This window comes from Micromonospora sp. C28SCA-DRY-2 (genome assembly GCF_030519475.1).
GTDB lineage: Bacteria > Actinomycetota > Actinomycetes > Mycobacteriales > Micromonosporaceae > Micromonospora.
Window position 1 is genome coordinate 105,846 of the sequence record NZ_JAUMKD010000005.1, and the last position, 22,772, is coordinate 128,617.

A 22,772-nucleotide genomic window follows, 5' to 3' on the forward strand; every position below is an offset into this window, starting at 1 on the left:
GAGCCGCCCCGCGCCCGTCCGGTCGACGGACCCTGGCCCGGCGCGGCCGAGCCGCCCCGCCCGGCGGGCCGTCCCGCGGACCGCCCGCACCCCGGCGGCCCGGCGGCGCCCGGCGCCGGTCCCGTCGCTCCGGCCGGCCCGCCCGGCCGGCAGGGCCCACCGCCGGCCGGCGGCTGGCCGCCCCCCGGCGCCGACCGGCGCCCCCGACCCGTCGCCGGCGGACCGACCGGCCCCGTCGCCGGTGGACCGACCGGCCCCGACTCCGGGGCTCCGGTCGGCCCGGTCTCCGGCGCGCCGGTCGGCCCGCCGCGCCAACCGGCCGGCCGGGGCCAGGCCCCGGCCGACCCGGCCCGTCCGCCGGTCACCGGTGGCCCGGACGCCGGTCGCCGGCCGGTCGGACCGGACCAGGACGGGGCCCCCGGTGTGGCCGCGCCGCGCCGTGCCGGCATGGCCGGGCCGCCGCGGACGGGGGAGCCGACCGAGCCCGGCCGCCCCGGCGGCGCGCCCGCCGGCCGGGCTGGAGTGCCGGTACCCGGAGGCCCACAGCCCCCGGCCGGCGTCCCACGCCCCGGTCCGGTCGAGCGCGAGCCGCGGGCCGGACGGTCCCGGCGCGGCCCGGCGGAGCCCGGCCTGCCCGCCGATCCGGCCGGTCGGCCGCATCCGGACGGCCCGACCGCGGGTGCTCCGGGCGTCGACCCGGCGTCCGCCCGCGGCCGTGGCGCCGTCCCCCGTCCCGCGCCCGGTGGTGGTCGCCGCCGGGCCGCCGACGAGCCGCCCGCGCCCCGGACCGGGGGCACCGCGCCGGTACCCATGACGGGCAACGCCCCGCCGGTGCCGTTGACCGGCAACGCCCCGTCGGTACCCGGCGCCGAGCCGACGCCACCGCCGCCGGCCGGACCGCGCGGCCGGCACCCCCTGCCCGGCTCGCCGGCGGCCGATCGCCGGGCGGCAGTGGACGCGCTGACCGAAGCGGCTCCGCCGGTACGCGGCCACCGCGTGGCGGAGGAGACCGAGCCGCCGGTGCGCGGCCGCCGTGCGGCCGGCGAGACCGAGGCGCCCAGCGGTGGTGCGCGGGTCGCCGACGGCCCGCCGTCCCGGGGTCGGCGCTCCGCACCGGAGGATCCGGCCGCGCGGATCGCCGGCCCGCCGGAGGCGGAACCGCACCCCCCGCGCGGACCCGGCTCGCCGGGCGGCCCCGCCGCCCGGAGCGGTCGCCCGGAACGGCCGGCCGACTGGCTCCGGCAGGCCGGCCGCGCCCACCACACCGACCCGGCGCTGCCGACCATCGACCGCCCGACGACCTCGCCCTCCGGACCGCCCACCGGCGGCCGCCGTGCCGTCGACCCGGCCGCCCCGGCCGGCCGGGACCGGCCCGCCGGGCCACCGACCGCGGCTGGCCGGCGACCCGGTCACGCCGCCGATCCGGAGCTGCCGCCCGGTCCGCACCCCGCCGCGGTGGTGCCGCCGCCGGCGCCGCCGGCCGACCGGCCCGAGCCCGAGCCGGTGAGCGGGGCGCCGCTGCGCCGGGCCGCGGACCCGGATCCGGCGGAGCCGGACGCCGCGGCCGCCGGTGGGCTGCGCGGCGCCCGGTCCGAACTGCGCCGGCAGATCCGCGAGCGACGCCGGCTCCGGATGGCCGTGCTCGCCCTGGTCAGCGTGGTGCTGCTGGGCGCCGTCCCACTCTTCTTCGGCATCCGTACGCTCAGCCGCGACCCGGTGTTCGACACCCTCGACCAACTGGACGTGCCGGGCTGGGCGGCGGTGAAGACGGTCGACGACGTCAGCGGCAGCCGCTGGTGCCTGCTCGACTGCCGGCTGCGCGAACGCACGGTCACCTCGGAGGGGTCGCCGGAGGACACCGCCCGGGCCTACGAGGCGGCGCTGGCCGCCGACGGCTGGCGCCAGTGGAAGGTGGCCCGCTGCCCGGAGCAGCCGGCGAAGGGCAGCTACACCTGCTGGCGCCGGGACGAGCTGACCCTGGACCTGTGGGTGCGCGAACCGACCTGCACGCCGCCGCCGGTCGACGGCGAGCCGGCCGTGGTGCCGTCGCCCAGCCCGTCGGCCGCAGCGCAGGGGTGCACCGGATCGTTGGTGTCGGTGAAGGTCCGCAACGCGATCGACGACGAACGGACCCGACCCCAGCCGAGCACCGACCCGTCGCTCACCGGTGAGGACCCGTTCCCGACCCTCACCGAGGACCCGTTGGGCGAAGTGACACCCTCACCGTCCTGAGCCGGTTTCCATCACGGACGGTAGGGTCTGGGGCTGGCGGGCCCGGCTGCTCCCGCCGGCCCGTCCCGGGTCGCCGAGCGCCGGCATGGGCAAGGGTCGTGCGGTTCGCGGACGTCGGTCCGCGGAACCCCCTGGTTGAGGAGGACAGGCGTGGACTTTGGAGAGGTCGCGGCGCTGATCGCGGCGATCGCGTTCGCGATGCTGGTGTTGATCCTGACGCTGCCCATCCTGCGGCTGCGGCACACCGTGGACGCCACCACCCGGATGATCAACGACCTCAACGACCGCACCGCGCCGCTGCTCGGCGACGTCAACGCCACGGTGAAGAACGTGAACACCGCGCTGGAGCAGGTGCAGACCTCGCTGGACGGGGTGAACCTGCAGCTGGCCAAGGTCGACACCATGACCAGCCACGCCCAGAACATCACCGCCAACGTGGCGAACCTGGCCACCGTCGTCTCCGCCGCGGCCGCGAACCCGTTGGTCAAGGTGGCGGCCTTCGGCTACGGCGTCCGCAAGGCCGCCGCCGCCCGCCGGCACGCCGAGACCGAGCGCGAGGTGCGCGACACCATCAAGCAGCAGCGGCGGGCCGCCAAGCGCGGCAACCGCTGACCGCCGGCGACCAGGAGGTTGAGAGCATGAGGCGGCTGTTCTGGCTGGGCATCGGCCTGGCTGTCGGCGTGGTGGTGGTCCGCAAGGCGACCCGCACCGCGCAGGCGTACACGCCGGCCGGGATCGCCGGCTCGTTGTCGCAATCGGCTGGCGGGCTGGTCGAGTCGCTGCGTAGCTTCGTGGAGGACGTCCGGATTGGGATGGCCGAACGCGAGCAGGAGATCCACGAGGCGTTCGCCCGCGGCGAGGCCTTCGACGACCAGTTCGCCGACCTGCGGGAGGACCCGCGCATCGGTGACCGAGAGATCTTTCCGGAGGAACACCAGCGATGAAGACGGCGGAGATCAAGCGGCGGTACCTCGCCCACTTCGAGGCGAACGGTCACACCGTGGTGCCGTCCGCTCCGCTGCCCGCCATCAGCGACCCGAACCTGCTGTTCGTCAACGCCGGCATGGTGCAGTTCGTCCCCTACTTCCTGGGCCAGCAGACCCCGTCGTACCGGCGGGCCGTCAGCGTCCAGAAGTGCATCCGCACCCCGGACATCGACGAGGTCGGCAAGACCAGCCGGCACGGCACGTTCTTCCAGATGAACGGCAACTTCTCCTTCGGTGACTACTTCAAGGACGGGGCGATCCCGTTCGCCTGGGACCTGGTCACGAAGTCGCAGGAGCAGGGCGGCTTCGGGCTCGACCCGGAGCGGATCTGGCCGACGGTCTACCTCGACGACGACGAGGCGTACGACATCTGGCGCTCGGTCGGCGTGCCGGCCGAGCGGATCGTGCGCCGCGGCAAGGCTGACAACTTCTGGTCGATGGGCATCCCGGGCCCGTGCGGCCCCTGCTCCGAGCTGTTCTACGACCGCGGCCCGGAGTACGGCCGCGAGGGCGGCCCGGCGGTCGACGAGGACCGCTACATGGAGTTCTGGAACCTCGTCTTCATGCAGTACGAGCGGGGCCCGGGCACCGGCAAGGAGGACTACCCGATCCTCGGCGAGCTGCCGGCGAAGAACATCGACACCGGCATGGGCCTGGAGCGGATGGCGTCGATCCTGCAGGGGGTCGACAACCTCTACGAGATCGACGAGGTCCGGCCGATCCTGGACAAGGCCGCCGAGCTGACCGGAAAGCGGTACGGCGCGCACTCCGGCCACGTGGCCAGCGAGTCGCACCCGGACGACGTGCGGCTGCGGGTGGTGGCCGACCACGTGCGCACCGCGCTGATGCTGATCGGCGACGGGGTGACCCCGAGCAACGAGGGGCGCGGCTACGTGCTGCGCCGGATCATGCGCCGGGCGATCCGCGCGGTGCGGCTGCTCGGCTGGCAGGACCGGGCGCTGCCCGAGCTGCTGCCGGTGGCCCGGGACTGCATGTCCCCCTCGTACCCCGAGCTGGCGGAGGAGTTCGACCGGATCGCCGACTACGCGTACGCGGAGGAGGAGGCGTTCCTGTCCACCCTGCGGGCCGGCACCACGATCCTGGACACCGCGATCGCGGAGACCCGGACCGCCGGCGGGAAGAGCCTCTCCGGCGAGAAGGCGTTCCAGCTGCACGACACGTACGGCTTCCCGATCGACCTGACCCTGGAGATCGCGGCCGAGCAGGGGCTCTCGGTGGACGCCGAGGGCTTCCGCCGGCTGATGGCCGACCAGCGGGCCCGGGCCAAGGCCGACGCGCAGGCCCGCAAGACCGGGCACACCGACCTGTCGGCGTACCGGGGGGTGCTCGACTCGGGCGGCCCGGTGCGGTTCACCGGCTACAGCGAGGTGTCCCGCGAGTCCACCGTCCGGGCGGTGCTCGGCCCGGCCGGGCCGGTCGGCGCGGCGGTCGAGGGCGACACCATCGAGCTGGTGCTCGACGCCACCCCGTTCTACGCCGAGGGCGGTGGCCAGCAGCCCGACCACGGCATGATCACGGTGGGCGACGGCCAGGTCGAGGTGCTCGACGTGCAGCAGCCGGTGCCGGGGTTGATCGTGCACCGGGCCCGGGTGGTCCGGGGCGAGGTGCGGCCCGGCCAGACCGGCTTCGCCGAGATCGACACCAGTCGGCGGCGGGCCATCTCCCGCTCGCACACCGCCACCCACCTGGTGCACCAGACCATGCGCAACTTCCTCGGCGAGTCCGCCACCCAGGCGGGTTCGCTGAACGCGCCCGGCCGGCTGCGGTTCGACTTCAACACCCCGACCGGGGTGGCGCCGAGCGTGCTGCGCGACGTCGAGCAGCAGGTCAACGAGGTGCTCCTGGCCGATTTGGAGGTGCACGCCTTCATCACCTCGCTGGAGGAGGCGCGCCGGATCGGCGCGATGGCGCTGTTCGGCGAGAAGTACGGCGAGGAGGTGCGGGTCGTCGAGGTCGGCGACTACGCCCGGGAGCTGTGCGGCGGCACCCACGTGGCCCGCTCCGGCCAGCTCGGCCTGGTCAAGATCCTCTCCGAGTCGTCGATCGGCTCCGGGGTGCGCCGGGTCGAGGCGCTGGTCGGCATGGACGCGTTCAACTTCCTGGCCCGCGAGCACCTGCTGGTCGCCCGGCTGGCCGAGCTGTACCGGGTGCCCAGCGACCAGGTCGCCGACCGGGTCGAGCAGACCGTCACCCAGTTGCGCGACGCCGAGAAGGAGCTGGAGAAGCTGCGCGCCCAGTTGGTGCTCGGCGGTGCGGCGGCCCTCGCCGCGCAGGCCAGGGACGTGCGCGGGGTCGCGTACGTGGGCACCGAGGCGCCGGAGGGCGCGGGCGGCAACGACGTGCGGACCCTGGCCCAGGAGATCCGCGGCAAGATCGACCCGGCGCGGCCGGCGGTGGTCGCCGTCGCCGCCCGCGCGGGCGGCAAGGCGTCCCTGGTGGTGGCGGTCAACCAGGCCGCCCGGAGCCGGGGGATCGGCGCCGCCGACCTGGTCAAGGCGGCCCTGTCCGGGCGCGGCGGGGGCAGCCCCGACCTCGCCCAGGGCGGTGGCCTGCCGGCGGCGGAGGCGGCGAACCTGCTGCTCACGGTCGAGAAGGCGATCGCCGAGGCGTGATGGGCGACACAGCCCGACCAGGGCGGACCGGCCCGGTCCGCCCTGGTTCGTGTTCCGGGGTGGGTGACCACCGGTGACGGAGCTGTCGCGCGGGGTCCGGCTCGGCGTGGACGTCGGGCAGGTCCGGGTCGGGGTGGCCCGCTCCGACCCGCACGGCGTGCTGGCCACCCCGCTGGTCACCCTCGCCCGCGACCTCACCGCGGCGCCGGACGCGGTGCCGAGCGACATCGCCGAACTCGCCGCGCTGGTCAGCGAGCACGAGGCGGTGGAGGTGGTGGTCGGCCTTCCGGTCAACCTCGCCGGCAAGCACGGTCCGGCCGCCGTCCACGCGAAGGCGTACGCTGACCGCTTGGCCGATGTAATAGCGCCTGTTCCGGTAGCGCTCACCGACGAGAGGATGTCGACGGTCGTGGCGTCTCGTAGGCTTGCCGAGCGTGGCGTCCGGGGGAAACGGCAACGGGCGGTGGTCGACCAGGCCGCCGCGGTGGAGATTCTGCAGAGCTGGCTGGATGCGCAGCGGAGGCGGACGTAATGATTGACGATCTGGACCTCGGGTTCGACGACCAGGAGCGGGGGGAGAAGGGCCGGCACCGGCGCGGCTTCGTCAAGAAGCGGAACCGACGCTCGGGCGGCCGGGGCAAGACCGTCCTGGCCCTGCTGCTCGCCCTGGTCCTGCTCGGAGGCATCGGCGGTGGCGCCTTCTACGGCTTCGACCGGATCCAGAACTACTTCGTCACGCCCGACTACGACGGCACCGGCACCGGCGAGGTGATGGTCGAGATCAAGCAGGGCGCGCTGATCGCCGACATGGCCGACGCGCTGCACGCCGCCGGCGTGGTGAAGAGCCCCAAGGCGTTCATCGAGGCGGCGGCGGACAACTCCCGCAGCAAGAACATCCAGCCGGGCCTGTACAAGCTGCGCAAGCAGATGAGCGGGGAGAGCGCGGTCGCCGCGATGCTCGACCTGAAGAACCGGGTCGTCAACGGGCTCACCATCCCGGAGGGCCGCACCGCCAAGAACGTCTACAAGCTGCTCTCCGAGAAGACCAAGATCCCGGTGAAGGAGTTCGAGACGGCGGCGAAGGACCCGATCGCCCTCGGCGTGCCGGACTGGTGGTTCAAGCGCACCGACGGCAAGAAGGTCAAGCCGTCGATCGAGGGCTTCCTCTTCCCGGACACCTACGAGATCCCGCCGAAGGCGACCGCCGAGAGCATCCTCAAGCTGATGGTGGAGAACTTCCTCACCGTCACCGGGCAGATGCAGTTCGCCGACCGGGTGCAGAAGGAACGCGGCGGGATCAGCCCGTACGAGGCGCTGATCGTCGCGTCGCTGGCCCAGGCGGAGGCGGGCAACAAGGACGATCTGGGCAAGGTGGCCCGGGTCGCCTACAACCGGGTGTTCGGCGAGTTCCCGTGCAACTGCCTGGAGATGGACGTCACGGTCAACTACTACCTGGAGCTGACCGGACAGGAGACCAAGGCGTCCAAGGACATGACCGCCGCCGACCTGGACAACCCGAAGAACCCCTACAACCGCAAGCTGCGGGGCCTGGTGCCGACGCCGATCAACAACCCGGGCAAGCAGGCCCTGGAAGGCGCGATGGACCCGCCGGCGGGCAAGTGGCTCTTCTTCGTGGCGATCGACAAGGAAGGGCACTCCGCCTTCGCCGAGACCTACCCGGAGCACGAGCGCAACATGGCCAAGGCCCGGGAGGCCGGGGTCATCTGATGACGGTCCGATGGCGGGCGGCGGTGCTCGGCAAGCCGATCGCGCACTCGCTCTCCCCGGTGATCCACAACGCCGGCTACGCGGCGGCCGGGTTGACCGGGTGGTCGTACGACCGGATCGAGTGCGCCGCCGCCGAGCTGCCGGACCTGGTCGCCGGCCTGGGCCCGGAGTGGGCCGGGCTGTCGGTGACCATGCCGGGCAAGGAGGCGGCGCTCGCGGTGGCCGCCGCCGCCTCGCCGGTCGCCGCCGCCGTCGGCGCCGCCAACACGCTGGTACGCCGGCCGGACGGCTCGTGGTACGCGGACAACACCGACGTGGGCGGCATGGTGGAGGTGCTCACCGACGCCGGGGTGCGCCCCGGCGCGACGGTGACGGTGATCGGCGCGGGTGGCACCGCCCGGGCGGCGCTCGCCGCGGCGGCCCGTCTCGATGCCCGCGAGGTGACAGTGGTGGCCCGCCGGGCGGCGGCGGTCGAGGAGTTACGCCCGGTGGCCCGCGCGCTCGGCGTCCCGCTGACCGGCGCCCCCTGGGCCGACGCCGCCGACCGCTGCCGGGCCGACGTGGTGGTCTCGACCGTGCCCAGGGGAGTCGCCGACCCGCTGGCCGGGTCGGTCGGCTGGCGGGCCGGCACGGTGCTCTTCGACGCGCTCTACGACCCGTGGCCGACGCCGCTGGCCGCCGCGGCGGGCGCGGCCGGCTGCCGGATCGTCTCCGGGCTCGACCTGCTGCTGGCCCAGGCGATCGGCCAGTTCGAGCAGTTCACCGGCGTCCCGGCGCCCCGCGACGCGATGGCCGCCGCGCTCGCCGCGGCCCGCTGACCCGCCCTGGCGAGAGCATTCCGTGCCGGCGGCTTAGCTGTCGGTTAAGTCGCGCTTTGGTCCGACTGTCCTCGCCACGACGTACCGTGACCGTCGATACGCTGCTGTGCGTAACCACTTCGGACACAGGGAGTCGCGTTGGCTCGGCCCGGACTGCACCGCCGCCCCCGGCTCGATGGCCCCCGCCGCAAGGCGCTGGTGCTGAGCGTCCTCGGCGTCTTCGTGGTGGCCGGCCTGCTGGCCACCACCGTGCCGTTGCTGGCCGCCGACGACCTCGCCGTCCCGGCGGGCGCGGACACCACCGCCACGGCGGTGCCGCAGGACGGCGACAACGGCGCGAAGAGCACCCTGGCCACCTGCCCGGCCCGCTGCGACGGCAACCCCCGGGGTGCCCGGGAGGCCGTCCTCGCGTTCACCGTCGGCGACCTGCCGGCGAACGCGGTCAACGTCCGCGCCACCCTGCGGGTGTACGCCTGGCAGCGGTTCGCCGCCACGGTCACCGTGCACGCGTCCGCCATCGACGCCCGGGCGGCCCGCCCGGCCCCGGCGCCGGCGGGCGCCAGCCTGGACAGCGTCGCCGGGGTGGCCCGGGGGTTCAACGAGTGGGACGTCTCGGGGCTGGTGCGCGGCAACGGGACCTGGACGGTGGCGCTGGCGCAGACCGGCCTGGAGACCCGGGTCTACTGGGCGTCGAGCGAGCACCGCGATCCCGACCTGCGCCCCCGCCTGCTGCTCAGCTACGACGTCGGCACCCGGCCCAGCCCGACCATGACCGCCCCGGCCACCCCGTCCGCCGGGCCGACGACCGCCGCCGGGCGGCCGAGCGTGAGCCCGAGCCCGACCCGGAGCACGCCGAACCCGACGCCGAGCACGCCGGCCGGCCGCTGCGGTCAGGTGTCGGAGAAACTGGTCCCGTCCTGCGGTGCCTGGTGGGGGATGTACACGCCGGCCAGCGCCGCCACCGGCTGGGACCACGGCCGGGCGGTCGCCGAGGTGGAGGCGCAGGTCGGTCGGAGGTTCGACATCGTGCACCGCTACCACGACTTCTCCGACACCGGCAGCAACGGCGCCTTCCCCGACGCGTACGAGCGGCAGCAGATGCGCGAGGGCCGGCTGCTCTTCTTCGCCTGGGAGTCCCGGATCTTCTCCGCCGGCACCGTGCTGACCTGGCAGGACGTCTACAGTGGCCGGTACGACGCGACGATCGACGCGGTCGCCGGCCGGATCCGGGCCGCCGGCGTGCCGGTCTTCCTCGGCTTCGACCACGAGCCGGAGGACGAGCCGGCCAAGGGCAGCGACGCGGACTTCGTCCGGGCCTGGCGACACGTGCACGACCGGTTCGCCGCGGCCGGTGCGCACAACGCGGTGTGGGTGTGGACGATGATGGGCTGGTCCGGCCACCACCACCGCTACGCCGGCCTCTACCCGGGTGACCGCTACGTCGACTGGGTGGCCTACGACCCGTACAACTTCCACGTCTGCAACGGCAGCACCGTGTGGAAGAGCCCGGCCACCACGGTCGGCGGCTTCTACCGCTGGCTGGACGAGCACGGCGTCGGCGCCGGCAAGCCGCGGATGCTCGCCGAGTTCGGCACCAACTTCGACGCGGCCGACCCGACGGCCAAGCGGCGCTGGTTCGAGGAGTTCCCGGCGGCGCTGAAGGCGCACCCGAAGATCAAGGCGGCGATCTACTTCAACTCGGCGGGGATGACCACCCGGTCGAGCCGGTGCGACATGACGATGAACCACGACGCCGCGGCGCTGGCCGGGTTCATCCGGGCCGGGCAGGACCCCTACCTGCGGCAGCCCACCGGCGGCGGTCGCTGACCCTGCGTGGCGCCGCGATGACGTAAGGTGGCGCGAGGTCCTTCCGACATCCGCAGGCGCTCGCGCTGCGTCACCTTGGCGACACGATGGCCGGCCAATCGGCGGATATCGCCCACCGTGCCCGTCGGGTCACGCTACGTGGGTTGTCGTCCACCTTGGAGGCGCCGCGTGCCCACACTCCCGCTCTCCCGGCGTTCCGTCGGCTGCCGCGCCCGGGCCGGGATGGTCGCGCTGGCGGTCGTCGCCGCCGCGCTGGTCGTGCCGGCCCCGGCGGCCGCCGCCGTGGTGCCGGCGCCCGCGCCGGCGACCCTGGTCGCGACCAACCCCGCCGACCTGACCCCGCACGCCCGCGACGGCGAGACCCGCGCGTTCGCCCAGGTCGGCACCATGGTCTACGTCGGCGGCAGCTTCACCCAGATCCGGCGGACCGCCGGCGCGGCGTGGACCACCCAGCGCTACCTGTTCGCGTACGACCGGGCCACCGGGGCGATCTCGACCAGCTTCCTGCCGGTGCTGGACGGTGCTGTCAACGCGCTGGTCGCCGGGCCGGGTGGCACGCTGATCGTCGGCGGCACCTTCACGACCGTCAACGGGGTGAGCCGGCGCAACCTGGTGGCGCTCAACCCGAGCACCGGGGCGATCGTCGGCGGTTGGGAGGGGCGCTCCGACGGCGGCACGGTGCGCGACCTCGTGCTGCGCGGCAACTGGCTCTACGTCGCCGGCGCGTTCAACTGGCTCAACGGCACCGCGCACGCCGGGCTCGGCCGGCTCGACGCCACCACCGGCGCGATCGACCCGACCTTCACCGTCGACGCCACCGTCGGCCGGCACGGCACCGGGTCGTACGTGTGGACCATCGACGTCACCCCGGATGGTCGCACCCTCGCCGTCGGCGGCAACTTCACCCTGGTCGACGGCCTGCCGCGCAACCAGCTCGCCCTGGTGGACCTCGCCGGCACGCCCACCGTGCGGGACTGGAGCACCGAGAAGTTCGCGCCACCGTGCGCGGCGCCGGCCACCTTCGTGCACTACGTGCAGGACATCCGCTTCGGCGCGGACGGCAGCTGGTTCGTGGTCGGCACGAACGGCGGCGCCGGCTGGCCGGCGGCGTACTGCGACGCGCTGGTCCGCTTCGAGACCGCCGCCCGCGGCGGGGGGCAGCTGGCCACCTGGGTCGACTTCACCGGCAACGACACCATCACCTCGGTGGAGGTGGCCGACGGGGTGATCTACCTGGGCGGGCACTTCCGCTGGCTGAACAACCCGAACGCCAGCGACCGGGCCGGCGACGGCGCGATCGACCGGCTCGGCATCGCCGCGGTCAGCCCGGCCACCGGCCTGCCGGTCAACTGGAACCCGAGGCGCAGCGCCGGCGCGTCCCCGCCGCCCGGCACCAGCGCCTGGGGTTCGGCGGTGCCGGTGCTCTGGCGGGGCAGCGACGGGCTCTACTTCGGGCAGAACTCGGACGGGATGGGCGAGGAGTACCACGGCCGGCTGGGCATGTTCCCGCTCGCCGGTGGGCGCGCCGTCACCCCGAGGAACCCGCCGACGGCGACCACCGGCAACCTCTACCTCGGCACCGGCAGCGGCGTGCTGGCCCGGGTGCCGTTCGACGGCACCTCGGTGGGCGCCCCGGCCACGGTGAGCCAGCCGAACTACACCGCCGCCGGCGCGACCTGGCGGGTGGCCGACCGGATCTACTGGTCGCACGCGGTGGCCGGCACGCCCACCGGCAGCCGCATCGACATCTCCATGTTCACCGGCGGCGCCATCGGCGTGCCGTGGGAGGCGTCCGGCTACAACGACTGGTTCAACCCGGCGGCGATGACCGGCGCGTTCTTCCTCGACGGCCGGCTCTACTACACCCGGGCCGGGGCGAACGCGCTCTACTACCGGTACTTCGAGATCGACGGCAACTACCTGGGCGCCACCGAGTTCAGCCTGCCCACCATTGGAGTGACCTGGTCGGGGGTGCGGGGGATGGCCTGGGTGGGCGGGCGGATCGTCTACGGCGCCACCGACGGGACGCTGCGCGCCGTGCCCTTCGACCCGTCCGCCGCCCCGGCGGTCGACGGCGCGGCGGCCACCGTGATCGCCCCGCCGGCGCCCGGGCTGAGCTGGTCGACCCCGTCGATGTTCTTCTCCGTACAGTGAGCGGCTACGGTTCGTAACGGAAAGTCGGTATGGTGCGCGTCGGGCCGGTGGATCCACTGTGATCGGTCCCCGCGAGGTGAGGAGGGGCTGGTGGTCGGCGCGGGCGGCATCCGCCGGGGCCTCCTGGTGCGGACGGTCTTCGCTGTCAAGCGCGGTTGGTACCGGCTGCGCTATCCCGGGCTGACCCTGGGGCGGGGCGTGGAGATCCGCGGCCGGATCCGGCTGCGCCGCGGGGTGCGGGTCAGCATCGGTGACCGCACCCGGCTGAACAAGCTGGTCCGGTTCGCCGGCCCGGGCGAGGTCCGGGTCGGCGCCGACTGCCTGCTCAACGCGACCTGGATCGGCGCCTGGAGTGCGGTCACCATCGGCGACCGGTGCCTGCTGTCGAACTGCGAACTGCTGGACAGCGATTTCCACAACCTGTCCCCGGACCTGCGACACGACCCGCCCACCCCGGCCACCCGCGCCCCGATCGTGGTCGAGGAGAACGTCTGGATCGGCGCCCACGCCCTGGTGCTCAAGGGTGTACGGATCGGCCGGGACAGCGTGGTGGGCGCGGCGACGGTGGTCCGCACGGACGTGCCGCCACGGGTGGTGGTGGTCGGCAACCCCCAACAGATGGTGAAGAAGTTCGATGGCTGACGCTCCTGGCGGCTCCTGGCCCGGCGACGGCGCGGGCGGGTTCCCACCCGGCCGCACGGTCACCCTGACCGACCTGCTCCGCGTGCCGCTGCACCGGTTCCGGCTGGTGGCGGTGGCGGCCGCGGTCGGCCTGCTGGCCACCGCGGGCTACCTGCTCCTGGTCCCGGCGGCGGTGACCGCCAACGCGGTGGTGGCGGTCCGGCCGGTGGTCACCGACGCCTTCACGCCCAGCGGGGCCGCCGCCGACCGGGCGGTCAACATGAACGTGGAGAGCGGCATCGCCACCGGCACCGAGGTGGTGCAGCGGCTCGCCGACGCCGGTGGCCGGGACCCGCGCGAGGTGCGTGACGCGCTGGAGGTGGAGGTGCCCACCGGCGGGCAGATCCTGCGCTTCGTCTACCGGGCGTCGGACGCCCGGCAGGCGGTGGAGAGCGCCAACCTGGCCGCCCGCGCCTACCTCGACGTGCGCCGCACGATGTACGAGAAGCAGCGCGCGGAGATGCTGCGCTCCTACGACGACAGCATCGCCCGGGTCGCCGCGCAGCAGAGCGCCCTGCAGAAGCGGATCGGCGCCGCCCGGGACGGCGCGGTCGACGCGGCGGTGGCCGAACTCGCCGGCATCAACAACCAGCTCACCCAGCTCAACGCGGCGCGTACCGAGATCGCCGCGGTGGACGTCAACCCCGGCTGGGTCACCCGGACCGCCGACCGGACGCTGGTCTCCGCGACCGGGCACCGGCCCCTGCACCTGCTCGCCGGGCTGCTCGGCGGCCTGCTGGCCGGGGTGGTGCTGGCCTACGTCCGGGAGTCGGCGGACCGCCGGATCCGGTCGGTGGCCGAGGCGCGGGACGCCACCGGGCTGCCGCTGCTCGGCACCGTGCGGCGCCGCCACCCGCGCTCCCGGGGGCGGGCGGTCGACGCCGACGTGCGGTATGTGGCGATGGCCGTCGCCGAGCGGGTGCGCCAGCCCACCCGGGTCGCGCTGCTGGCCCCCCGGGAGGACGCCACGGCGCTCACCGCCGGCCTGGCGGTGGCGCTGGCCGCCGGCGGCCGGGAGGTCTTCGTGGCCGACGACCACGGCCGCGCCGAGCGGTTGCGCGGCGCCGTGCTGGCCGACCGGGCGCGGCTGCCGATCGGCGTCGACCCGGCCCGCCCGGCGGTGCCCCGACCCCGCCCGGGCGGCTCGGCGACCGGCGGCGGCCCGGCCCGGCCGGCCCCGGCCCGGCGGCCGTCCCCGCACCCGGTCGGCGCGCGGCCGTCCACCGAGTCCGACGCCACGCTGACCCTGCCCCTGACGGCGGACACCGCCGACACCGGCAACGGCCGGACGCCGGGTGCCGACGCGGTGCCGGTGGGCGCCGGCAGCGTGCGGTTCGGCACCTGGCGGCAGTGCGCCGGCCACGGGCTGGTGCTGTACAACGCGCCACCCGCGGAGTCCGACGAGCGGGGGGTCGCGGTGGCCCGGCAGGGCACCGCCGTGGTGGTGGTCGAGCGGGACCGCACCCGCCAGGGCGACCTGCGCCGGCTCGCCGAACGGCTGCGCGCCGCCGGGGTCACCCCGCTGGGGTTCGTGCTGACCCGCAGCGGTCGGGGCTGACCGTGCCGCTCACCCGGGCCCCGGCGACCACCGAACCGGCCGGCGACGGCCCGGGTACGGCACCGGCGCCGCCGCCGGACCCGCCGCCGCCCCGGCTGCCGCTCTGGCCGCTGGCGGCGATGTTCGGCCTGGTGCCGCTCTGGTGGCTGGCCGGCGGCTTCTACCTGGGCTGGCCGCTGTTCGGCGCGCTGCTGTTCGCGCTGCTGCTGACCCGGGGCCGGATCCCGCTGCCGCCGGCCACCGGGCTCTGGCTGCTCTTTCTCGGCCTCGTCGTGGTGAGCGCCACCCAGTTGCCGTCGGGCTCCGCGCTGCTCACCTTCGGCCTGCGGCTGGCCTTCTACCTCACCGCGCTGGTGGTCGGCGGCTACGTGTACGCCGTGGCGCGGGAGCGCCCCGACCAGGCGGCCGTGCTGGTCCCGCTCTGCGCGTTCTGGCTCGGGCTGGTGCTGCTGGGCTGGCTGAGCGTGCTCGCGCCGCGGTTCGCGCTGACCACGCCGACCGAGGTGCTGCTGCCCGCGGGGATCGCCGGCCACCCGTTCATCCAGGACATGGTCCACCTGACCACCGCCGAGTACAGCGCCCGGTCGCTCGACCCGATCTACCGGCCGGCCGCGCCCTTCGCGTACACCAACAACTACGGCAGCGCGTTCGCGATGACGCTGCCCTGCGTGGTGGCCTTCACCATGCTGCGCCGCCGGGGCGTGCTGCGCTGGGTGCTGCTCGGCTCGCTGCCGGTGTCGCTGGCGCCGGCGTTCCTCACCCTCAACCGGGCGATGTTCCTCAGCCTCGGCGTGGGGTTGGCGGTGCTCGGCGTCCGGGCCAGCCTGCGCGGCAACGTGCGGGTGGCCGCCTCGCTGGCCGGGGTGGTGGTGATCGGCGCGCTCGCCGCCCTGGTCATCCCGATCGCCGACCTGATCGACGAGCGGGTCGAGGCCAGCGACACGAACGCCGACCGGCTCTCGCTCTACGCCGAGGTGCTCCGGCGGATCCAGGACTCGCCGTGGCTCGGCTACGGCGCACCGGTCACCGCCGACACGGTCACCGCCGCCGCGCCGGTGGGCAGCCAGGGTCAACTGTGGCTGGTGCTGTTCAGCCACGGCGTCCCGGCGCTGCTCTGCTTCCTGGCCTGGTTCGTGGCCGCCGCGGTGAACTGTGCCCGGGCCACCTCGGCGGCCGGCCAGTGGCTGGCCGTCGTGCCGGTGGTCTGCCTGGTGCAGATCCCGTTCTACGGCATGGCCAACCAGAACCTCGCGGTCGCCTTCTTCGCCATCTCGTTCGCCCTGGCGCTCACCGAGCGGGAACGGCGGGCCGGCGCCGAGCGGCGGGCGGGGCCGGGCTCCGCGGAGGCGGTGCCGGCATGACCGCCACCACCCGTCCCGTCCCGCCCCCGCCAGCCGGCGCCGACCGTACGGCGGAGACCCGGCGCAGCGCCCGCAGCGGGGCGGCCGGGCTGGTCGGCGCGGCCACCAGCGGGCTGTTCGGCTTCGTCCTGGCCGTGGTGATCACCCGCGGCTACGGCACCGCGGGTTCCGGGGCGTTCTTCGCCGCGATCGGGGTGGTCACCGTCGCGGCGGCGATCTGCACCCTCGGCGCGGAGACCGGGCTGATGTGGGCGCTGCCCCGGCGGCGCGCCGGGGCCGGGGGCGACGCGGCCCGGCTGCTCCCGGTGGCCCTGGTCCCGCCGCTGCTGGTGGCGACCGCCGTGGCGGTGGCCGGGGTGCTCGCGGCGGGCCCGCTCGCACCTCGCCTGCTGGGCCCGGACACCGCCGCCGGGCCACTGCTCGCGGTCACCTTCGCCGCCGTGCCGGTGGTGGCGGCGACCATGCTGCTGCTCGCCACGCTGCGCTGCGTACGCCCCGTCCGGGCGTACGTCGGGGTGCAGTTCCTCCTGCTCCCGGTGGCCCGCCCGGCGCTGGTCGGCGCGGCGGCGCTGACCGGCGCCGGGCTGCTCGCCGGCATGACCGGCTGGCTGCTCCCGGCCGCGGCGGCCCTGCTGGTCTGCCTGGCCCTGGTCGCCGGCCCGCTCGGGCTGGGGCGCGGCACGCGGCTGCGGCCCGAGCCGGGTGACTGGCGGCTGTTCTGGCGGTTCGCGCTGCCCCGGGCCGCCTCGGCCGCGATCGACGCCGGCAGCATGTGGGTGGGGGTGCTGCTCACCTCGGTGCTGGCCGGACCGGCCGACGCCGGCGTGTTCGGCGCGGTCGGCCGGTACGTCCTGGCCGGACAGTTGGCCATGCAGGGGTTGCGGGTGGCGGTGTCCCCGCAGCTGTCCCGGCTGCTCGGCCGGGGGGAGCGGGCCGCCGCGGCCGCCGTGCACCGGCAGCTGACCACCTGGGGGCTGGTGCTGTCCTGGCCGGTGTACCTGCTGCTGGCGGTCTTCGGGGTGGCGTTCCTCGACCTGTTCGGCGCGGAGTTCCGGGCCGGCGCGGCGGCGATGACCGTGCTCGCCCTGGCGATGCTGGTGAACACCGGGGTCGGCAACGTGCAGAGCCTGCTGCTGATGGGTGGACGCAGCGGGCTGCACCTGCTCGCCACGCTGGCCGGGCTGCTGGTGACCGTCTCGCTCGGGCTGTGGCTGATCCCCGGCCACGGTGCCACCGGCGCCGCGCTGGCCTGGGCGGCCGGCATCGCCACCGAGAACCTCACCGCGTACGGCTGCGCCCGGGCGGTGGTCGGCGAGCCACTGCTGGACGCGGCGCTGCTGCGGGCCGGCGCGGTCACCGCCGCCGGGGTGGGCGCCGCCTCGGCCGCCGGGGTGCTGGCCGCCGGGCGGGGCATCCCGGGGCTGGTGGTGGCGGCCGGGCTGCTCGCGGCCGGCGCTCTCGGCTCGTCGACGTTTCCCCGGGTGCGGCGCGGCATCCGGGTGACCATCACGCAGATCCGTGGGCGGGAGGGGCCGGCCCGGGCCAGCCGACCCGCCCCGGCCTCCACGAAGGGCAGGTGACGGTCGTCGTGTCGTCCATCCGGGACCGGGTGAAGCAGATCGTGCCGACCCAGGTGACCAACCGGGTACGGGAGAGCCTCGTCGACTACGGGGTGCGCACCAGCGACCGGCGGCCGTTGCCGGACTTCCTCATCATCGGCACCAAGCGGGGCGGCACCACCTCGCTCTGGAACTACCTGCTCCAGCATCCGCTGGTGCCCCGGCTCTTCCCGGCGTGGAACACCAAGAGCGCGCACTACTTCGAGGAGAACTGGGGACGCGGGGAGGCCTGGTACCGGTCGCACTTCCCGACGGTGCGGCAGCGCGAGGCGCTGGCGCGCCGGCACGGCGGGCCGGTCCGGGTCGGCGAGGCGGCCCCGCTGTACATGTTCCACCCGCTCGCCGCGGGGCGGGTCGCCGCGCTGATGCCCGAGGTGCGGCTGATCGTGCTGCTCCGGGACCCGGTGGAGCGGGCGTACTCGCACTGGAAGGAGCGCCGCGCGCAGGGCGTCGAGCCGCTGGACTTCGCCGCCGCGCTGGCCGCCGAGGCGGAGCGTACGGCGGGGGAGCGGGAGCGGCTGATCGCCGAGCCGGAGTACGTCAGCCGCGCGTACGACTGGTACAGCTACCGGGCCCGGGGCCGGTACCTGGAACACCTGGAGCCGTGGCTGCACCGCTTCGACCGGTCGCGGATCCTGGTCCTGCCCAGCGAGCAGCTCTACGCCGACGCCCGGGCGACCTACCACCGCACCCTGGACTTCCTCGGCCTGCCCCGGTACGACCTGCCCGACTTCAAGGTCTACAACGACCGCCGCTCGGCGCCGCTGGATCCGGCGCTGCGGGCGGAGCTGACCGAGTACTACCGCCCGCACAACGCGGCGCTGCGGCAGCGGCTCGGGCTGGACCTCGACTGGCCGGAGCGGGCGGCGTGACCGCGCCGGGCGGCACCGGAGCCGATCCCCGCTCCCGGGCGGACGGGCTCGGCTGGGTCACCCGCGCGGTCTTCGGCGACGAGCGGATCGGGTTGGCCGTGGACCGCCCGCCACCACCCGGGCACCGCGCCGTCGCCCGGTACGCGGTCGTCCCGTCGGTACGCCGGGCCCGGTTCCTGCTGCCCCTCGGCGCGCCCCGGGTCACCGCCGCCGCGCTGCTGGCGTACAACGCGCTGCGTCCGCCCGCGGTGCGCGCGGCGCGGGCGGTACTCGGCGGGCTGGCCCGGGTCGGCGTGCTGGACCGGGCGCCGTTTCCCACTCTGATCGTGTCCCTGCCCGCCGGGCTGGTCCCGGCCGACGTGCTGCTGGCGCAGCGGCTCGCCGCCGCCCTGGACGGCGGGCCCGGGTACGCGGCCTGCGGGGTCCGCCCACCGGACCCGAACCACAAGCCGACCCTGCAGCTCTTCGCCGCCGACGGGCGACCCCGGGGCTACGCCAAGATCGGCTGGAACGGCGCCACCCGGGCGCTGGTCACCGCCGAGGCGGCCGCGCTGCGCGGCCTGCCCGCGCTGGCCGGCGTGCCCGGGCACCCGGTGGCGCCCCGGCTGCTGACCGAGACGTCGTGGGCCGGGCAGGCGGTCGCGCTGGTGGAGCCGCTGCCGCCGGCGGTGCGGGGGCTGCCGGTCGGCGCCCCGCCGGCCATCCCGGCGCTGCTCGCGGTGGCCCGCCGGGGCCGCCCGCCGGCGCCACCCCGACCGCTCGCCGGCTCGGCGTTCCTGGCCCGGCTGGCCGGCACGGCCCGGCGCGCCGCCGCGGCCGATCCCGCCGGTGCCCGGGCGGTCGCCGCGGTCGCCGCGCTGGCCCACCGGCACGGCGACACCCCTGTCGAGTTCGGCCACTGGCACGGCGACTGGGTGCCGTGGAACCTGGGCCGGCACCACGGCCGGCTGGTCGCCTGGGACTGGGAGCACAGCGGACCGGACGTGCCGCTCGGCTTCGACCTGGCGCACGACGCGTTCCAGCGGGCCGTGGTGCTGCGCGGCGAGCCGGTCGCGGCGGCCGCGCGGGCCGTCGACGCGTGGCTGGCCCGGCACGGCGCCGCCCTCGGGCTCGACCCGGCCGCCCGCCGGCTGGTGGCCGACGCCTACCTGGTGGAGATGTGGCTGCGGAGCTGGCGGCTGGCCGACGCCGGCGCGGGTTGGAACCGCACCCTCCATCCCGCCCTGCTGGACGTCGTCGCGGAACGACATGGCGGTTGATCGTACGAATCCGCCATGACCGCAGGTCAGACCAATGGCGGACAGTGACGGGAGGGCCGCAGGCCGTTACCATCGCTGGGGGTGACGGTCGGGCGGCGGACCTCCTCCACCTGCAATGGAGATGCAGCGTTCGCCGGTCGCCGGAACCGGCCGGGGGAGTGTCATCGCGTCGGCGTCGCGCCGACCGTGGATCCAAGCGAACTTCTGGGGACTCGCGTGGAGCAGAACATCGAGGACGCCGCGGACCCGCCGGTCCTGCTGCTGGTCGGGTCCAGCGGCGGGCACCTGGCCCAGCTGCTGGCCCTGCGCCCCTGGTACGAGCAGTGGCGCCGCTGCTGGGTCACCTTCGACACGCCCGAGGCGGTGTCCCTGCTCGCCGGTGAGGAAGTGGTGCCGGCGCACCACCCGACCACCCGCAACCTGCCCAACCTGCTGCGCAACGCGGTGCTGGCCCGGCGGGTGCTGCGCCGGCGGCGGGTCGCCGCGGTGGTGACCACCGGCGCCGGCGTGGCCGTCCCGTTCGTCGTGCTGGCCTGGCTGCGGCGCATCCCGACGGTCTACATCGAGGTGTACGACCGGATCGACACCCCGACGCTCACCGCCCGGCTCTGCCGGCCGTTCCTGTCCGCGATGCTCGTGCAGTGGGAGGAGCAGCGCCGGCAGTACCCGGAGGCGACGGTCGTGGGGACGCTGCTGTGAGCGGGGCCGCCGACGCCGCGCCGGCGCACCGGTTGGCCCCGGGCCGGCCGGAGCAGCGGCCGGCACGGCCGGTGGACCGGATCGAGCCGGCGAAGCAGGTGCCCCGACCCCGCGACCCGGCCGAGGTCGCCCGGATCCACCTGCTGGTCGCCGTCGGCACCGACCGGCACCCGTTCGACCGGCTGGTCGACTGGTTGTGCGAGTGGCACGCGGAGGTCGCCGACCGGGTCGACCTCACCGTCCAGCACGGACACACCCGCGCCCCGCGGCTGCCCGACGCGGTGCCCTTCCTCTGCCACGACGCGTTGCAGGCCGCGATGGCCGGGTCCGACCTGGTGGTCTGCCACGGCGGCCCGGCGACCATCCTGGAGGCCCGCCGGCACGGCCACCTGCCGATCGTGGTGCCCCGCGACCCGGCCCACGGCGAGCACGTCGACGACCACCAGCAGCTGTTCTGCCGGCGGCTCGGCGCCGCCGGCATGGTGGCGCTCTGCGAGTCCCGGGAGGAGCTGCGCGGCGCGCTCGGCAGCGGGCTGGCCGATCCGGACCGGTTCACCGTCTCGACCGACGCCGCCGCGGCCGACGCGCAGCGGGCCGCGGTGCGGCGGGTGGGGCGGATCGTGGATGAGCTGGTGGCCGCGTCCGCGCGGCGGCGGCACCGGGCGTGGTGGCGGTGGACCCCGCCGGGGCGCGACGGAGCACGGCGATGACCGGGCCGCCGAGCGTGAGCGTGGTGGTGCCCACCCGGGACCGGCCGGAGCTACTGCGTGCCGCCGTCCGGGCGGCGCTCGACCAGGACCATCCCGGCCCGGTCGAGGTGGTGGTGGTCCACGACCGGTCCGAGCCGGACGCCACGCTGGCCGACCTGGGCCGTCCCGGCCGCCCGGTCCGGGTGCTGCGCAACCGGCGCACCCCGGGGCTGGCCGGCGCCCGCAACACCGGCACGCTGGCCGCCGCCGGGGAGCTGATCGCGTTCTGCGACGACGACGACGAGTGGCTGCCCGGCAAGCTGCGGGCCCAGGTCGGGGCGCTGGCCGCGGTGCCGGGCGCGCAGTTCGCCTGCTGCGGCATCCGGGTCAGCTACGACGGGCGGACCCTCGACCGGTCGCTGCCCCGCGACTCGGTCACCCTGACCGACCTGCTCCGCGACCGGATGACCGAGCTGCACCCCTCGACGTTCCTGATCCGGGCCGCCGCGCTGCGCGACGGGTTCGGGCTGGTCGACGAGGAGATCCCGGGCAGCTACGCGGAGGACTACGAGTTCCTGCTCCGGGCCGCCCGCAGCGCCCCGCTGGTCAACGTGCCCACCCCGTACGTGCTGGTGCGCTGGCACCGGCGGTCCTACTTCGCGCAGCGCTGGGACACCATCGCCGAGGCGTTGCAGTGGCTGCTGGCCCGCTATCCCGAGTTCGGCGCCCAGCCGGCCGGCGAGGCGCGGGTCGCCGGGCAGATCGCCTTCGCCCGGGCCGCCGCCGGGGACCGCCGGGCGGCGGTGCACTGGGCCCGCCGGACGCTGCGGCGCAACCCGCGCGAGCCGCGCGCCTACCTCGCCCTGGCCGTGGCCGGGCGGGTGGTACGGGCCGACGCGGTGCTGCGCACCCTGCACAGACGCGGCCGGGGCATCTGAGCCCTCCCTGCCCGGGGCCGTTCGTCGAGCCCACCCGACCCAGGAGAAAGAGGACCCCGGATGGCACTGCACTCGCTCAGGTTCCGGCTGGTCGACTCGCCGACCTCGCTCGGCGCGAAGCGACGGGCGCGCCGCGCCGCGTGGCTGTCGGACACCTTCCCGAACCTCGCCGAGATGACCGTCCTGGACCTGGGCGGGCGGGTGGAGAGCTGGGCGCGGGTGCCGGTCCGCCCGGCCCGCGTGCACGTGGTCAACCTGGAACCGCTGCCGGCCGCGCTGCCGGACTGGGCGGAGGCGGACCACGCGGACGCCTGCGAGCTGCCCGAGCGCATCCTGAACCGCCGCTACGACCTGGTCTTCAGCAACAGCGTGCTGGAGCACGTGGGCGGGCACGAGCGCCGCCGCCGGATGGCCGAGGCGATCCGCGGGCTGGCGCCGGCGTACTGGGTGCAGACCCCGTACCGGTACTTCCCGATCGAGCCGCACTGGGTGGCGCCCGGCATGCAGTTCCTGCCGGTCTCGGCGCGGGTGCTGGTGGCCCGGAAGTGGCCGCTGGCCTACACGCCGGGCAAGTCCTACCAGGCGGCGATGCGGCAGGTGCTCACCACGGAACTGATCGGCCGGGCCGAGCTGCGCTACCTGTTCCCCGAGGCGGCCATCCGCAACGAACGGCTGGCCGGGCTGACCAAGTCGCTGATCGCGGTCCGGGCCTAGGCCG

Annotated in this window: 19 protein-coding genes; all 19 read left to right on the forward strand. The window is 75.5% G+C overall.

Annotation, left to right across the window (positions count from 1 at the left end; all coding sequences use genetic code 11):
- Positions 1 to 1,575 precede the first annotated feature (1,575 nt).
- The 19 genes from Q3W71_RS21205 to Q3W71_RS21295 all read left to right on the forward strand — a co-directional run bounded on the left by Q3W71_RS21205 (position 1,576) and on the right by Q3W71_RS21295 (position 22,768).
- Positions 1,576 to 2,232 carry a hypothetical protein gene (locus tag Q3W71_RS21205; protein WP_302921457.1) on the forward strand — a complete coding sequence of 219 codons (657 nt, stop codon included), beginning with the start codon at positions 1,576 to 1,578 and terminating at the stop codon, positions 2,230 to 2,232.
- A gap of 150 nt (positions 2,233 to 2,382) precedes the next feature.
- On the forward strand, positions 2,383 to 2,844 hold the full coding sequence (locus tag Q3W71_RS21210; RefSeq protein ID WP_302921128.1) for a DUF948 domain-containing protein: 462 nt from the start codon (positions 2,383 to 2,385) through the stop codon (positions 2,842 to 2,844).
- A gap of 26 nt (positions 2,845 to 2,870) precedes the next feature.
- The gene (locus Q3W71_RS21215) at positions 2,871 to 3,176 is read left to right on the forward strand and encodes a hypothetical protein (protein ID WP_302921129.1); all 306 of its coding nucleotides are present in this window, start codon (positions 2,871 to 2,873) and stop codon (positions 3,174 to 3,176) included.
- Positions 3,173 to 5,851: an alanine--tRNA ligase gene (gene alaS / locus Q3W71_RS21220; RefSeq protein WP_302921130.1), complete on the forward strand. Its 2,679-nt coding sequence runs from the start codon at positions 3,173 to 3,175 to the stop codon at positions 5,849 to 5,851. The genes Q3W71_RS21215 and alaS overlap by 4 nt, the downstream gene beginning before the upstream one ends.
- 73 nt (positions 5,852 to 5,924) lie before the next feature.
- Positions 5,925 to 6,383: a Holliday junction resolvase RuvX gene (ruvX, locus tag Q3W71_RS21225; RefSeq protein WP_302921132.1), complete on the forward strand. Its 459-nt coding sequence runs from the start codon at positions 5,925 to 5,927 to the stop codon at positions 6,381 to 6,383.
- Entirely contained in the window at positions 6,383 to 7,579 is a 1,197-nt protein-coding gene (mltG, locus tag Q3W71_RS21230) for an endolytic transglycosylase MltG (protein ID WP_302921133.1), read from the forward strand. The genes ruvX and mltG overlap by 1 nt, the downstream gene beginning before the upstream one ends.
- Positions 7,579 to 8,397, forward strand: coding sequence for a shikimate dehydrogenase (locus tag Q3W71_RS21235; RefSeq protein ID WP_302921134.1), 819 nt, complete (start codon positions 7,579 to 7,581; stop codon positions 8,395 to 8,397). The genes mltG and Q3W71_RS21235 overlap by 1 nt, the downstream gene beginning before the upstream one ends.
- Before the next feature lie 138 nt (positions 8,398 to 8,535).
- Complete coding sequence (locus tag Q3W71_RS21240; protein ID WP_302921135.1) at positions 8,536 to 10,224, forward strand: glycoside hydrolase; 1,689 nt, start codon at positions 8,536 to 8,538, stop codon at positions 10,222 to 10,224.
- A gap of 222 nt (positions 10,225 to 10,446) precedes the next feature.
- A complete protein-coding gene (locus Q3W71_RS21245; protein WP_302921458.1) occupies positions 10,447 to 12,378 on the forward strand; it encodes a hypothetical protein in 1,932 nt (643 codons plus the stop codon).
- A 90-nt stretch (positions 12,379 to 12,468) separates the two neighbouring features.
- Positions 12,469 to 13,020: a DapH/DapD/GlmU-related protein gene (locus Q3W71_RS21250; protein ID WP_302921136.1), complete on the forward strand. Its 552-nt coding sequence runs from the start codon at positions 12,469 to 12,471 to the stop codon at positions 13,018 to 13,020.
- Positions 13,013 to 14,617 carry a lipopolysaccharide biosynthesis protein gene (locus tag Q3W71_RS21255; protein ID WP_302921137.1) on the forward strand — a complete coding sequence of 535 codons (1,605 nt, stop codon included), beginning with the start codon at positions 13,013 to 13,015 and terminating at the stop codon, positions 14,615 to 14,617. The genes Q3W71_RS21250 and Q3W71_RS21255 overlap by 8 nt, the downstream gene beginning before the upstream one ends.
- Before the next feature lie 119 nt (positions 14,618 to 14,736).
- On the forward strand, positions 14,737 to 15,978 hold the full coding sequence (locus Q3W71_RS21260; protein WP_302921459.1) for an O-antigen ligase: 1,242 nt from the start codon (positions 14,737 to 14,739) through the stop codon (positions 15,976 to 15,978).
- The gene (locus tag Q3W71_RS21265; RefSeq protein WP_302921138.1) at positions 15,975 to 17,558 is read left to right on the forward strand and encodes a lipopolysaccharide biosynthesis protein; all 1,584 of its coding nucleotides are present in this window, start codon (positions 15,975 to 15,977) and stop codon (positions 17,556 to 17,558) included. Before Q3W71_RS21260 ends, Q3W71_RS21265 begins: the two co-directional genes overlap by 4 nt.
- 8 nt (positions 17,559 to 17,566) lie before the next feature.
- Entirely contained in the window at positions 17,567 to 18,469 is a 903-nt protein-coding gene (locus Q3W71_RS21270) for a sulfotransferase (protein WP_302921460.1), read from the forward strand.
- Positions 18,466 to 19,728, forward strand: a complete 1,263-nt coding sequence (locus Q3W71_RS21275; RefSeq protein ID WP_302921139.1) for a hypothetical protein — start codon at positions 18,466 to 18,468, stop codon at positions 19,726 to 19,728. Before Q3W71_RS21270 ends, Q3W71_RS21275 begins: the two co-directional genes overlap by 4 nt.
- A 216-nt stretch (positions 19,729 to 19,944) precedes the next feature.
- Positions 19,945 to 20,427: a UDP-N-acetylglucosamine--LPS N-acetylglucosamine transferase gene (locus Q3W71_RS21280; protein ID WP_302921140.1), complete on the forward strand. Its 483-nt coding sequence runs from the start codon at positions 19,945 to 19,947 to the stop codon at positions 20,425 to 20,427.
- An 80-nt stretch (positions 20,428 to 20,507) separates the two neighbouring features.
- Positions 20,508 to 21,137, forward strand: a complete 630-nt coding sequence (locus Q3W71_RS21285; protein WP_302921461.1) for a glycosyltransferase — start codon at positions 20,508 to 20,510, stop codon at positions 21,135 to 21,137.
- Positions 21,134 to 22,054 carry a glycosyltransferase family 2 protein gene (locus Q3W71_RS21290; protein ID WP_302921141.1) on the forward strand — a complete coding sequence of 307 codons (921 nt, stop codon included), beginning with the start codon at positions 21,134 to 21,136 and terminating at the stop codon, positions 22,052 to 22,054. Before Q3W71_RS21285 ends, Q3W71_RS21290 begins: the two co-directional genes overlap by 4 nt.
- A 60-nt stretch (positions 22,055 to 22,114) precedes the next feature.
- Positions 22,115 to 22,768 carry a class I SAM-dependent methyltransferase gene (locus Q3W71_RS21295; protein ID WP_302921142.1) on the forward strand — a complete coding sequence of 218 codons (654 nt, stop codon included), beginning with the start codon at positions 22,115 to 22,117 and terminating at the stop codon, positions 22,766 to 22,768.
- Positions 22,769 to 22,772 lie beyond the last annotated feature (4 nt).